The 13330-nt window shown below is 47.7% G+C and carries 12 protein-coding genes; 10 read left to right on the top strand and 2 right to left on the bottom strand.

Annotation, left to right across the window (positions count from 1 at the left end):
* Window positions 1–179, bottom strand: a 179-nt coding sequence (locus tag L5M11_RS16410) for a transposase domain-containing protein (RefSeq protein WP_263185606.1), incomplete at its 3' end; no start/stop codon positions are given.
* 159 nt (window positions 180–338) lie between these two features.
* Window positions 339–2378, bottom strand: coding sequence for an oligopeptidase A (gene prlC, locus L5M11_RS16405; RefSeq protein WP_105250706.1), 2040 nt, complete (start codon window positions 2376–2378; stop codon window positions 339–341).
* Window positions 2379–2646: 268 nt separating this feature from the next.
* Between prlC and L5M11_RS16400 the strand changes: the two genes are divergently transcribed.
* The 10 genes from L5M11_RS16400 to L5M11_RS16355 all read left to right on the top strand — a co-directional run bounded on the left by L5M11_RS16400 (window position 2647) and on the right by L5M11_RS16355 (window position 13231).
* Entirely contained in the window at window positions 2647–3438 is a 792-nt protein-coding gene (locus tag L5M11_RS16400) for a hypothetical protein (protein WP_263192761.1), read from the top strand.
* 152 nt (window positions 3439–3590) lie between these two features.
* Entirely contained in the window at window positions 3591–4157 is a 567-nt protein-coding gene (locus L5M11_RS16395; protein WP_219254464.1) for a hypothetical protein, read from the top strand.
* Window positions 4158–4303: 146 nt separating this feature from the next.
* On the top strand, window positions 4304–5659 hold the full coding sequence (gene gorA / locus L5M11_RS16390) for a glutathione-disulfide reductase (RefSeq protein WP_113940197.1): 1356 nt from the start codon (window positions 4304–4306) through the stop codon (window positions 5657–5659).
* 181 nt (window positions 5660–5840) lie between these two features.
* Window positions 5841–6041 (top strand): DUF1656 domain-containing protein, encoded by a 201-nt coding sequence (locus L5M11_RS16385; protein WP_105250710.1) that lies wholly within the window; start codon window positions 5841–5843, stop codon window positions 6039–6041.
* Window positions 6042–6047: 6 nt separating this feature from the next.
* Window positions 6048–6911, top strand: coding sequence for an HlyD family secretion protein (locus L5M11_RS16380; RefSeq protein WP_263192760.1), 864 nt, complete (start codon window positions 6048–6050; stop codon window positions 6909–6911).
* Window positions 6912–6916: 5 nt separating this feature from the next.
* Complete coding sequence (locus L5M11_RS16375) at window positions 6917–8983, top strand: FUSC family protein (protein ID WP_263192758.1); 2067 nt, start codon at window positions 6917–6919, stop codon at window positions 8981–8983.
* A 163-nt stretch (window positions 8984–9146) separates the two neighbouring features.
* Window positions 9147–9323 (top strand): hypothetical protein, encoded by a 177-nt coding sequence (locus L5M11_RS16370; protein WP_263192756.1) that lies wholly within the window; start codon window positions 9147–9149, stop codon window positions 9321–9323.
* A 3-nt stretch (window positions 9324–9326) separates the two neighbouring features.
* Window positions 9327–10823: a sodium/proline symporter PutP gene (gene putP / locus L5M11_RS16365; protein ID WP_263192755.1), complete on the top strand. Its 1497-nt coding sequence runs from the start codon at window positions 9327–9329 to the stop codon at window positions 10821–10823.
* Between the two features lie 11 nt (window positions 10824–10834).
* A complete protein-coding gene (gene proB, locus L5M11_RS16360; protein ID WP_105250714.1) occupies window positions 10835–11935 on the top strand; it encodes a glutamate 5-kinase in 1101 nt (366 codons plus the stop codon).
* A 48-nt stretch (window positions 11936–11983) separates the two neighbouring features.
* Complete coding sequence (locus L5M11_RS16355; RefSeq protein ID WP_263192753.1) at window positions 11984–13231, top strand: glutamate-5-semialdehyde dehydrogenase; 1248 nt, start codon at window positions 11984–11986, stop codon at window positions 13229–13231.
* Window positions 13232–13330 lie beyond the last annotated feature (99 nt).

The raw sequence follows: 13330 nt of genomic DNA, 5'->3' as shown, positions 1-13330 counted from the left end.
CAAATCATCGCGTCCATCGGCAATTTACGCCGTCTTAACGTCGCAACGCCCTGAGAGTCTAGGCAAGATTGAATTAACTCAGGTTCTAACACATCTGCTAAGCAGGTGAATTCGGTTAGGCGGGTAATATGAGTACGGGCGAGTGCTTCTGAGAGTTGCATAAAAAAATCCGATGACATGAGGTCATCGGATTTTGATCTTTTCAGCGAGATCGTCAAGCGATCTGTCTTAACTGATCGGCATTACGCCCTAGGGCGTCTTTTTATCGTTCGATTAAGCTAAATACCTCAGATAATCATCCCATTAAAATGGGCTGATTTATCAAAACTCACAATTGCTTATGCAGCAATGCCTGAATGTCTTAACAGGGCATCGATATTCGGCTCGCGTCCCATAAACTGTTTGAATAAGTCCATAGGCTCGGCTGAACCACCCATTTCGAGGATATTGTGCAGGAAGCGACGACCCGTTTCAGGGTTGAAAATACCTTCCTCTTCGAAACGGGAAAACGCATCCGCCGACAGCACTTCAGCCCATTTATAGCTGTAATAACCTGCGGCATAACCGCCCGCAAAAATATGGGCAAACCCATGTTGGAAACGGTTAAAATCCGGCGGCGTTAATACGGCCACCTGACGACGCACTTCGTCTAAGGTTTCTTGAATGCGCGCGCCTTTAGCTGGGTCGTATTCGTGGTGCATTCTAAAATCGAACAACGAGAACTCGAGTTGGCGCAGCATCATCATGCCAGACTGGAAGTTTTTCGCCGCCAGCATTTTATCTAATAAGGCTTTAGGTAATGGTTCACCGGTTTCAAAGTGGCCAGAAATTTCGGCTAAGGCTTCTTCCTGCCAACACCAGTTTTCCATAAATTGACTTGGTAACTCGACCGCATCCCAAGGCACACCATTGATACCCGACACGCCTGCAACATCGATTTTGGTCAGCATGTGGTGGATACCATGGCCAAATTCATGGAACAGGGTTGTCACTTCATCATGGGTAAACAGCGCAGGTTTGCCATCGACCGGACCATTAAAGTTACAGGTCAAATATGCCACTGGCTTTTGTAATCCATTGGCGGTTTGACGGCGCACACGGCAGTCATCCATCCAAGCACCACCACGTTTACCTGTGCGGGCATATAAATCGAGGTAGAAGCTACCTCTGTGTTCGTCAGTTTCGTCGAAAATATCGAAGAAACGCACGTCTTTATGCCATCGGTCAAAATCCTTTTGCTCAAGGATTTTAAGGCCGAACAAACGCGATACTGTGTAGAACAAACCCGAGAGCACTTTATCTTCGGGGAAATACGGACGCAGGATTTCCTGTGAAATCTCATACTTATGCTGCTGCAACTTCTCAGCATAGAAACTTAAGTCCCAAGAGGCCATTTCAGTCACGCCATATTCGGCCTCGGCAAACGCTCTCAGCTCAGCCAGTTCTGCCTTAGCTTGATCCTTTGAGCGCAGCGCTAACTCATTTAAAAATGCCATCACCTGCGCCGGCGTTTCAGCCATTTTCGTCGCCAGAGATTTGTCAGCAAAACTGTCAAAACCGAGTAACAATGCGAGTTCGTGGCGCAAAGCAAGAATTTCGTCCATCAGCGGGCTGTTATCAAACTCTCCGGCATTGGGACCTTGATCTGAAGCGCGAGTGACAAACGCACGGTAGCATTCTTCCCTAAGACTGCGGTTTTCGCTGTAGGTCATGACGGGTAGATAAGAGGGGAAATCTAAGGTAAATAACCAACCTTCTAGCTCACGCGACTGCGCCATCGCTTTAGCGGCGGCTTTGGCAGACTCAGGCAAACCAGCAAGCTCAGCTTCATCAGTGATCAACTTAGTCCAAGCTTGCGTCGCATCCAGTAATTGATTCGAAAAACCACTGGTGAGTTCAGAAAGACGTTTTACAATCTCGCCATAACGCACTTTTTGCGCGTCATCTAAGCCAATACCCGATAGTTCAAAGTCGCGCAGGCTGTGCTCTATCACCATCTGCTGGGCTTGGCTCAATTGTGCAAATTCATTGGATGCTCGCAGCGCTTTATAGGCTTGATACAAACCTTGGTGTTGACCAACGTAAGTGCCGTATTCCGATAAAAGAGGTAAACAAGCATCATGGGCGGCACGCCACTCATCTGTGCTAGTCACTGAATTCATATGAGAAACTGGCGACCAAATTTGGCTTAGCTCATCGTCAACCTGTTCTAATGGCGCGACCAAGTTGTCCCACGTAAAAGGACCTTGGTTCTGCAGCACTTCATCAATCTTAGTGCGGCACTGAGCAATGGCATGCTCAACGGCGACTTGAATATGTTCCGGTTTAATCTGTGAAAAAAGCGGTAATTTTGCGCCGCTAAGCAAAGGGTTGCTCATATTGACTCCTCAACAATCTGTATCTGTTATAAATAAGGGCTAATGGCCTATTTATCAAGGCGAGAAAACCGATTGTCCCCTTCGAACGCCTTACTTAACCCTATTTCCCTTGAAAAAAGTGAACTAGTTCGCATTTAGGATTTACGTTTTATTTACCTACACATTGTTGCAATCTCGATCGCAAATCGAATCAATTCGCATTAATGTTTGTATGTGGGCAAGGTATTATCTGCATAACTAACGTACCTCGACCAAAATCAGTAAAAATATGGCAACACACTCAGTGAAACTTATCGCCAGCGTCCTCTGCACATTAGGGATCAACTGCCTTAGTCACAACGCAGTTGCTAATGAGGGCCTAGAACAAGTCGATAGTATTTCAAACACCATATTACCCCGCCAGATAACAGAACCTTTGGCGGTGACGCTGGATTTAGGTTGGGACAGCAAATATGTCTCACAGGGTCGCAATAACTTGCAAAATGGGGGTATTTATTGGCTCAATGCTGCTGTTCAACACGGCAACTTAACCACTTATGCCTTAGTCGGACGCGGTGATAGCCAAGCCTATACAGAGTGGAATATCGGCCTTGAATATGGGTTCGACTTAGCCGAAAACCTAGAGGCCAATCTGGGATATCAGCGCATTGAAGGCTATAGCAATAGCCGCTGCCAAGATAACGAGCTATTTGCAGAACTCGCCTACAGCGCCACAAATTGGTTGGTACCATCGGTGAGTTATGTCTATTCCACAGAAGCGGCAGGCTACTTTGTTGAAGTGAGTTTGCACAGTTATTGGAATATCACAGACCAGTTCAGCCTCACGCCCTATATCACTCAAGGGTTTGATTTTAAATACCGCACAGAAGAACACGATGGCAGTAATAACCTGCAGTTTGGCCTCGAAGCGAATTATCAACTGACCCCAAGCATGAGTATTAGCGGACACATTAGCCACAGCATTGCCCAGAGTGATATTGAGCAAGAAGCCTCAGCCAATGGCGATATAAGTTCACAGGATCAAACCTATGCTGGCATCCACTTTGCGGTAACGTTTTAATGTCGTTTTAGCCCTGTGTTTCTAGCGCCGTATTACAACCTTCCTCAGTCAATTTATCCCGCAACATTTGGCAAAAACAAAGCTCACTAACTAAACTCAAAATGTCGACGGAGCGACTCACTATTCACATCGATTTTGCCGAGGAACAGGGAATGTTAACGCATCATTTCTATCTTATCCGAACCGCTGTCATTACCTTGCCCCTGCTTTTTATCCAAGTGACAAGCTCGACTAATGCGCAACAGGTATCTGAACCTGAACCGAGTCTAGAATCCTTAGCACAACCGACACAAACCGCGCCTTTGCCCCTAGGCACTTTACTCGACAATGAGGGCAAGCCGATTAATGTGCCTAACCAAGTGCAAAGTGCGTTCGAGTATTCGCCCCCCACTGTTACACCCGCAGAGCCATCCAAAACCACTAAATCAACTAAAGCCACTCAATCGAACAAAGCCGCTAAGAGTAAAAAACTCAGTCGCAAGCAACAGCTCGCCAGTCGTGCACATGTCGCCAATGATCCTAACTGCCGTTGGCTCGATAAACGTATGGATCAGCTAGAGTCCCTACTCGGCGACAAACAAGATAACGCTGCTAAGCATCAAGCCGATGAACTCAGCGCCCGCCAAAAGGAGTGGCAATGTTTGAAATGTGGTGCAGAAGGCCCAGCTCAAAACGATCACTCTAAGTGCCAATATCGCCGCGAAACAGCCACGCGATAACAACTGAATGCAACTTTAGGAGTATTTTTATTAAAAGCAATGCCTTATACGTTAGTGATGCAATAGGCTGGTCTGTTACCGCAAAGCCCCCTACAATGACCTTCTGCTGTAAAGCATCTCATCCTTGAAGTAAGACGGAGAAACTCATGGCTCAACATTTTGACTATATCTGCCTAGGTGCAGGCAGCGGCGGTATCGCCTCAGCAAACCGAGCGGCAATGCGTGGTGCTAAGGTTCTACTCATCGAAGCCAAACACGTGGGTGGCACCTGTGTAAACGTAGGTTGTGTACCCAAAAAAGTCATGTGGTATGGCGCCCATGTTGCCGAAGCGATGAACCTTTACGCCAAAGATTATGGTTTCGACGTCACTGTTAATAAATTCGATTGGAACACTTTGGTCGAAAACCGCGAAGCCTACATTGGTCGTATTCACGATGCCTATGGCCGTGGTTTTGCCAACAACAAAGTGACGCTGTTAAATGGCTACGGCCGTTTTGTGGATGGCAACACCATCGAAGTGGACGGCGAACATTACACCGCCGATCACATCCTTATCGCCACTGGCGGCGCACCGACGATTCCGAACATTCCTGGCGCGCAATACGGTATCGACTCCGATGGTTTCTTCGCCCTACGCGAGCAACCTAAGCGCGTTGCCGTTGTTGGCGCGGGTTATATCGCCGTAGAAGTCGCTGGCGTGTTACACGCTCTGGGCAGTGAAACTCACTTATTAGTGCGTAAACATGCGCCGCTGCGTAACTTTGACCCCATCTTAGTCGATGCTCTCGTCGATGCGATGGCAACCGAAGGCCCAACATTGCACACCCATAGTGTGCCAAAAGCCGTGGTTAAAAATGCCGATGACAGCCTGACATTAAACTTAGAAAACGGTGAAAGCATTACAGTCGATTGCTTGATTTGGGCAATTGGCCGCTCACCTGCAACAGGCAATATCGGCTTAGAAAACACCGAAGTGCAATTAGATAGCAAAGGCTATGTCATCACTGACGAGCAGCAAAATACGACTCACAAAGGGATTTACTGTGTCGGCGACATTATGGCGGGCGGCGTAGAGCTCACCCCTGTTGCGGTTAAAGCGGGCCGTTTGTTATCTGAGCGTTTATTTAACGGTATGACAGATGCCAAAATGGATTACAACCTGATCCCAACCGTTGTATTCAGCCATCCGCCTATCGGCACTATGGGCTTGACCGAACCTGAGGCCCGTACTCAATACGGCGACGATAACGTCAAAGTGTATACGTCGACGTTTACCTCCATGTACACCGCCGTTACGGCCCATCGCCAAGCCTGTAAGATGAAGTTAGTCTGCGCTGGCAAGGACGAAAAAGTCGTTGGTATTCATGGTATTGGTTTTGGTATGGACGAAATCCTTCAAGGTTTCGGCGTCGCCATGAAAATGGGCGCGACTAAGGCCGATTTCGATGCGGTCGTTGCTATCCACCCAACTGGCGCGGAAGAGTTTGTTACCATGAGGTAGAAGCGATTTTCGCTTTGATTTCATCATATTTAGGGCCAGCTTATGCTGGCCCTAATTGATCACAGATAGCATAAAACCATTAACTCTCACGCGACTTTCCTATAATCTCGACTGAGTACTTTGCATTTTAAACACTTAGTGCGGTTATCGCTGCGCCACTGTCATCGGGATGAATAGCGTAATGCTTAAAGAACTCGCGTTCGATGGTTTGTTATTTAGTCCATTAATTATCTTTATCCCCTTAGCTTTTCTGCTTTCCTGCATCACTCGCTGGGTACTCTATCAAACTGGGCTCTATCACAAGCTGTGGCGCGCAGCTTGGTTCGAAGTTGGGCTGTTTATCTGCTATCTGGCTTTGGTCATTTACTTGCTTGGGAGTTGATTGTTCATGGGAAAAATCTTTCGTATCAGCCTCACCCTTATTGTGGTCGCGATTGCAGGTATCGCCGGACATTGGATATGGTCGCACTACCTTTATTCTCCTTGGACCCGCGACGGCCGAGTTCGCGCCGAAATAATTACCATAGCGCCAGATGTATCCGGTTGGGTGAACCAACTGAATGTAAAAGACAATCAAATCGTTAATAAAGGTGATGTATTGTTCACAGTGGACGATACCCGCTACAAAGCCACCATTGCCGAATTGAATGCCAAAGCGGAAAGCCAAAAATTAGCATGGGAACTGGCAAAACATAAATACAAACGCCGTATTGGTTTGACCAACGCCAACTTAGTCAGCAAAGAAACCTTCGACGAAGCCTTTATCAATACCGAACTGGCAAGAACCAGTTATGAACTCGCACAGGCACAATTGAATACCGCCAAAATTGACTTAGCGCGGACGCAAATTCACGCTCCCGAAAATGGCACCCTGATCAATTTAAGCCTGCGTAATGGCAACTATGTCAGCAAAGGCAACTCAGTATTTTCGCTCGTCAAACAAGACTCTCTCTATATCACAGGGTATTTTGAAGAAACCAAAATCCCCTTGGTTCACATAGGTCAAAACGCCGATGTCAGCCTGATGAGTGGTGGCCATGTCTTGCACGGCAAAGTGGTCAGCATAGGTAAGGCGATTGCCAATACCAATGTCACCGCTAATGGGCAGTTATTACCGCAAATCGGCCAAACCTTTAATTGGGTGAGATTGTCACAACGTATTCCGGTCGATATCCAGCTAGACAGCATTCCTAAGGACATAGAGCTGAGCGTCGGCATGACAGTTTCCATCCAGCTACAGACTGACAAATAGTCATTATGACGCTGTTACTGAAGAGTTTATTTTTTCCTGACCGACGAACCCTCATCTTCGCGATTAAAGGCGTGATCTCGATGGCGCTCGCCTTATATGTGGCCATGTTCTTAAATCTAGAACGACCATATTGGGCGCTGGTGTCGGCGGTATTTCTGCAAATCCGCCCTGAAAGCGGGCTCGTGATCGAAAAGGGCTTATGCCAAATCGGCGGCACCTTAGTCGGCGCGCTCGCGGGGATTGCCATACTCAACGGGTTTACGCCCTATCCCGAACTCGCCTTAGGATTACTCGCCTGCTGGATAGGGTTAAATTCTGGGTTGTCGGCCATGGTGCGCCAACAAAACTTTGTCTATGCCTTTGCTATGGCGGGCATGACAGCCTGCTTGATAGTGCTCATTGTGATGGCGAGCCCGAGCACAGCCGATAGTGCAAAAATATTCGATGTGGCGCAGGCGAGGATCAGCGAAATTATCGTCGGCGCAATTTGTGCCGTCTTGGTCAGTTCGCTACTTTGGCCGACTAAGGTAAAACATGGCCTGCAACTGCATGCTAAAAACACAATTAATCAAACGCTTAACTATCTTGCATTAGAACTAGATTTACAGGGCGTACATGCGAGCCGCCATGAACATATCGACACTATTATGGAATCAGTATCGGCGCTGAGTGACGACTCCAGCGCGGTGATTTATGAAGGTCCCGAAGGTCGCGGGCAGAGCCATGCGGCGAACTTTCTCTGCAATAAAACCCTTTCGCTGTTGGCGGCAATCCAAATATTTGGCCGACTACAACGTAATCATTCCCATCTGGTCAGCGAACCGCTCGCGAAAACCTTAGCCAATATGCGCAGCAGTTTTACCCTGATGGCGCAATCCACTGATGACCAAGAATGCTACAAAATGGCGCGTACCCTAAGGTATCAACTCCAGCAAAACCTGATGCAATACCGCGACCGAACCCCATTAGAGACTCGCTTACTCAAAGTTGCGATGGAGTTAAGCGCCGATCTGATCATGGTGCTCAAGAGTTATAACGTACTGACAAGCAATTCTGCGGTACAACTCAACGCGCCGCCAATGGAATTTCACCGAGATCCACTGATAGGGTTTACGACCGGTCTACGCAGCATGGCGGTATTTGTCATTGGGGCTTCGCTGTGGATCGGCACAGGGTCGAGCGCGGTACTCATGATGATCCTGATGCCTGTGGTTTTTTCCATCATGATGGCGCGCCAGCCACTGCCGATGCTAACCACGATTTTGCGCCGTATTCTTGTCGGTATCACTATCGCTGTACCCCTCACAGTGTTTTACGCTTTACCTTTGCTGGCAGAGAGTAGCGGCGATTTCGAAATCCTCATTTTAGTGCTCGCAGGCCCCTTTTTTATTGGGCTACTCGCCTTAGCGAATCGACCGACCTTGCCCTATGGTCTTGGGATTTGCGTGCCGTTTGCGGTATTAGTACAGCCCAGTAACACCATTTCATTTGCGATAGAAAACACTGTCAGCAATGCCTTAGCGATTTTTGTTGGCGTTACTGTGCTGTATTGGTTGTTTAAATTGATTACCGAACCGAGCCAGCGGCTGATGCAATATCGTCTGCTGCAATCCATCCAAAAAGATCTAGTGCATATCGCGCAGCATGACGATCCTGAGCCTTGGTTTAACGCCCGCATGGGCGATCGACTGCTGCGGATAGCCAGTTACGAAAAAGGCTCGGGCAAGAGTTCGAGGGTATTTACCGATCTGGTGTTCACTGCACTGAATCTAGGCCATGTGTCGATTCGAATGCGACGCATGTTGCAGGGGATATCAGATACGCACTCGGACTTAGAAAATGCACTCAACCTCTGGCAATACAATTTAGGTCAGGCATTTATCGCCTGCGCCCACGGCCAAGTCGCAGAAGAGTTTAACACCAGCAGCGAAGCCTTATTACAAGCGCTGGCGCAATGCCCGTTACCCCACGAACAATTCACTCTGATTACTGGGATGTTTGAACGCATCACCTTAACCTTCGAACGTACCGCCCACAGTATCGCCGAGCAGAAAAACACCTCTGAAAAATAGTCAGTTCTCAAATTATTTTCCGCCCCCAAAGCCACTCTCGCACCGCCGCCAAAACCATTTAAATCCAATAGAAGCTTGATATTTGGCCGATAAAATGCCTTAATATAATTAGATCACTAACTATATTGGTGATATAAATTCAATTATCAACCAAGGAGCAATTATGTCTACGGAGAACCCACCAGAGGAAAATCTTATCTCGCAAGCAGCAAGCTTTACCCGATTACACGCCAAGGAAACAATGCAGTTTATGTGTTTATGCGCAATATTAAGCACCTATCTCTTTGTCATTTTGAAACCGAGTATTATTCAAAATAACAAAGCGTTAGGAGACAAATAACCCATGAATTACCTGGCTTACGTTTCCTTAGCGATTTACTTTATCGCCATGCTTGCTATTGGCTTATTCGCCTATAAAAAATCCACCAGCGATGTATCCGGCTATATTTTGGGCGGCCGCAAGGTGAGCCCACAGGTCACCGCACTCTCAGCGGGTGCATCTGACATGAGTGGCTGGATGCTAATGGGTCTTCCCGGCGCAATGTTTTTGGTTGGTTTCGAAACCATTTACATCGCACTTGGACTATTGATTGGTGCTCTAATTAATTACTTGGTCGTTGCACCCAAATTAAGGGTCTATACCGAAGTCGCGGATAACGCCCTTACTATCCCGGAGTTTTTTGCTAAACGCTTCGGCAATGCCAACAGCAGTATCCGAATTATCTCGGCCGTGATCATTGTGATCTTCTTTACCTTGTATACCTCAGCGGGTTTAGTGGCTGGCGGTAAGTTATTTGAGTCAGCATTCGGCCTGAACTACGATATAGGTTTAGTCGTCACCCTCGGCGTAGTGGTTTCTTATACCTTGTTGGGCGGATTCTTAGCAGTGAGCCTCACTGACTTTGTCCAAGGCTGTATCATGTTTGTCGCTTTAATCTTAGTGCCTGTGGTGGCATATCAAGAGTTTACCAGCGCTGACACTATGCTGAACTTTGCGTATCAATCGATTCCACACTTCACCGATGCCATGCAAAACGTCACTATGTTAGGGCTTATCTCAAGCTTATCTTGGGGACTCGGTTACTTTGGCCAACCGCATATTATTGTGCGCTTTATGGCAATTCGTTCAGTCGCTGACATTAAAACCGCCAGACACATAGGTATGGGCTGGATGACAGTGACCATTGTGGGTGCACTGGCAACAGGTCTTGTCGGTATCGCTTACGCCAATAAATTTGGCATGAAGCTGACCGATCCTGAAACCATCTTTATTGTGTTTTCTGAGTTGTTGTTCCATCCGATCATTAGTGGCTTCTTATTAGCCGCAATTCTGGCCGCGATCATGAGCACCATTTCATCGCAACTATTAGTGTCATCAAGCTCGCTAACGGAAGATATCTATCGCGTGATGTCGAAGAAAGAATCTAGCGAAAAAGACATGGTGAAAATGGGACGTTTTGGCGTAGCTGGCGTGGCAATTGTCGCAAGTCTACTGGCGCTTGACCGCTCTAGCAGTGTGCTGTCATTGGTGAGTAATGCATGGGCAGGATTCGGTGCAGCCTTCGGTCCGTTAGTCTTGTTTAGCTTGTATAAAGCTAACTTAACCCACAAAGCCGCGATTGCCGGCATAGTGTCAGGTGCAGCCACAGTGCTGTTTTGGATTTATGCACCAGTACTTGCTGACGGTAAAGCTTTAACCACAGTGGTGTATGAGATGATCCCCGGCTTTGCCGTGAGCAGTGTGGTGATTTGGATAGTCTCGTTACTCGATACTGATCCCTGTGCCAAAACCACTAAATTATTCCATAAGGCTGGCCGTGTTTTAGCCGAAGACAGATGAGGCGCGCAGGTATGACTGACTTACCCTGGAAACGCATTGTCGTTAAGGTAGGTAGTGCCCTGATTGCTCCACACAAACAAGGTTGCAGCAGCCACTACTTACTCGGCATTGCCCAATTTATTACTTATTGTCGTGCCCAAGGGATCCAAGTTGTCTTGGTCTCTTCGGGCTCAGTCGCTGCAGGATGGCATCACTTTGGCGAGGTTGATAAACCGAGCGTCACAGTGAAGAAAGCCATGGCTGCAGCTGGTCAGGCCGATATGATGGCCACATGGAACAAGTTATTCGATTTCCCAACCGCACAGCTACTGTTAACCCACGGTGATTTACGCAATCGAGATCGTTACATTAGTATTAAAGACACGATTTTCAGCCTACTCGAACATGGGCTATTGCCTATCATCAACGAGAACGATGCCGTCACCGCCGACAAGCTCAAAGTTGGCGATAACGATAATCTCTCGGCCATGGTCGCCGCGGCGGCCGATGCCGATACGCTGATTATCTGTTCGGATGTGAATGGGCTTTACACACAAAACCCCCATGAATATCCCGATGCACAGCTTATCAAGCAGGTGACCGAGATTAATGCCGAGATCTACGCCATGGCAGGCGGCGCCAGCAGTGCCGTCGGTACGGGTGGAATGCGGACTAAAATACAAGCCGCCAAGAAGGCGATTTCCCACGGGATCGAAACCTTTATTATCAATGGTTTTGATGCCGACTCATTCAACCAATTGTTGAAGGGCCAAAACCCAGGAACCTTATTTACCCCCGATGAGAAGCCAATGCAGGATCACTTGCACTGGATGACACATACCTCGCAGGCTCAAGGCGAAGTCATTGTTGAAAATGACTTTAATATCGCCCTTGATATCCATAGCGAGCAATTGACCAGTGACGATGTCGTTGCCATCAATGGGGACTTTTCTGTCGGTGACACCATTTTAGTACGCAAAGACGATGGCACTAAATTGGCAAAGGCCAAATCCAATTACAGCAGTTGTTTACTTAGCTTTATCACAGACCAAGACGATCGCGAGTTTGCCAGTGAATTTCAGCAAAAGACTGGACCGATTATTTCCGAGAAAAACATCGCCATTCTCGAATAAGCATCAGCCGAATAAAACTAAGCGAGTAAACATCTAAGCGGAGTAAATATGACTTTAATCAAAAACTTATCTAAAGAAGCTGCCAAAGCGGCTCTTATTCTCGCCCAAGTTGACGAACAGCTTAAAAATACTGTACTCCTCGATATGGCACGCTCATTACGCGAAAAGTCCTACGAAATCCAAAGCGCTAACTTAATTGACCTACACAGAGCAACAGCCGATAACGTCGGCCCAGCCATGCTCGACCGATTAACGCTAACACCAGAGCGTATAGAAGCTATGGCGGTAGGCATTGAAGCCATCGCCGCCTTACCCGATCCCATTGGCAACGAACGCTATATTGGTCAACGACCTAATGGTTTATCCATCAGTAAGATGCGCGTTCCCTTAGGCGTGGTTTGTATGATTTATGAAGCGCGCCCCAATGTCACCGCCGATGCGGGTGCCCTGTGCTTTAAATCCGGTAATGCCGTGATCCTGCGCGGTGGTAAAGAGGCGCTGCACAGCAGTAAAATTATCGCCACGATTTTGCAAAGCGTATTGAAACAATACGGCTTGCCCGAGGCGTTAATCACAGTAGTGCCCGACCCAGATCGCGCCCTCATGCTAGAACTGCTGCAGCAACGAGATTATATCGATGTGATCATTCCCCGCGGCGGTGAAGGCTTGATTAACTTTGTGACTGACAACAGTAAAATCCCAGTGATCCAGCATTTTAAAGGCGTGTGTCATTTATACGTCGATAAAGATGCCGATCTGGATATTGCTATGGACTTACTGCTCAATGGTAAAACCCAGCGCACTGGCGTATGTAATGCCCTCGAAGCCCTATTAGTACACCAAGAAATTGCCTCGCAATTCCTGCCTAAAGTAGCCAAAGCGCTGGCCGAGCATAAGGTTAAAATCAACGCTTGTACTCAAGCCGGTGGCTACTTCGAAAACTGTACGTATATGGAAGAAGACGATTTCGGCCAAGAGTATTTAGATCTCGAAATTGCCATTCGCCAAGTCGATCACTTTGACCATGCTATCCAACATATTGCCCGTTTTGGTAGCCAGCACACCGAAGTGATTTGCACCGAAAACGAAGTCACTGCCGTACACTTCCAACGTGCGGTCGATGCTTCTGTGGTAATGGTCAATGCCTCTTCGCGCTTCTCCGACGGCAGCGAACTCGGCCTTGGAGCAGAAATCGGCATCGCGACCTCTAAGCTACATGCCTATGGCCCAATGGGACTCGAATCCTTGACCGCTGAGAAGTATTTAGTCTCAGGCACAGGCCAAGTGCGGGCGTAAACCTAAGCTGTAAATCACACTTTTAGGCTTAACAAGTCCGTTGGATTTCGATTCAATTGTAAAGATTAAAGGCCACAGTCAGTAACGACTGTGGCCTTT

Origin of the sequence: Shewanella sp. SM87 (assembly GCF_025653705.1) — a bacterium.
GTDB lineage: Bacteria > Pseudomonadota > Gammaproteobacteria > Enterobacterales > Shewanellaceae > Shewanella > Shewanella oncorhynchi.
The sequence above is the reverse complement of the archived record's forward strand: the minus strand, read 5'-3'. Positions and strand labels throughout refer to the sequence as shown.

Coding starts and splice junctions, on each gene's coding strand:
- L5M11_RS16355 (WP_263192753.1), top strand. CDS start 11,984: ATGACTTTAATCAAAAACTTATCTAAAGAAGCTGCCAAAGCGGCTCTT.
- prlC (WP_105250706.1), bottom strand. CDS start 2,378: ATGAGCAACCCTTTGCTTAGCGGCGCAAAATTACCGCTTTTTTCACAG.
- putP (WP_263192755.1), top strand. CDS start 9,327: ATGAATTACCTGGCTTACGTTTCCTTAGCGATTTACTTTATCGCCATG.
- gorA (WP_113940197.1), top strand. CDS start 4,304: ATGGCTCAACATTTTGACTATATCTGCCTAGGTGCAGGCAGCGGCGGT.
- proB (WP_105250714.1), top strand. CDS start 10,835: ATGACTGACTTACCCTGGAAACGCATTGTCGTTAAGGTAGGTAGTGCC.
- L5M11_RS16370 (WP_263192756.1), top strand. CDS start 9,147: ATGTCTACGGAGAACCCACCAGAGGAAAATCTTATCTCGCAAGCAGCA.
- L5M11_RS16380 (WP_263192760.1), top strand. CDS start 6,048: ATGGGAAAAATCTTTCGTATCAGCCTCACCCTTATTGTGGTCGCGATT.
- L5M11_RS16395 (WP_219254464.1), top strand. CDS start 3,591: ATGTTAACGCATCATTTCTATCTTATCCGAACCGCTGTCATTACCTTG.
- L5M11_RS16385 (WP_105250710.1), top strand. CDS start 5,841: ATGCTTAAAGAACTCGCGTTCGATGGTTTGTTATTTAGTCCATTAATT.
- L5M11_RS16375 (WP_263192758.1), top strand. CDS start 6,917: ATGACGCTGTTACTGAAGAGTTTATTTTTTCCTGACCGACGAACCCTC.
- L5M11_RS16400 (WP_263192761.1), top strand. CDS start 2,647: ATGGCAACACACTCAGTGAAACTTATCGCCAGCGTCCTCTGCACATTA.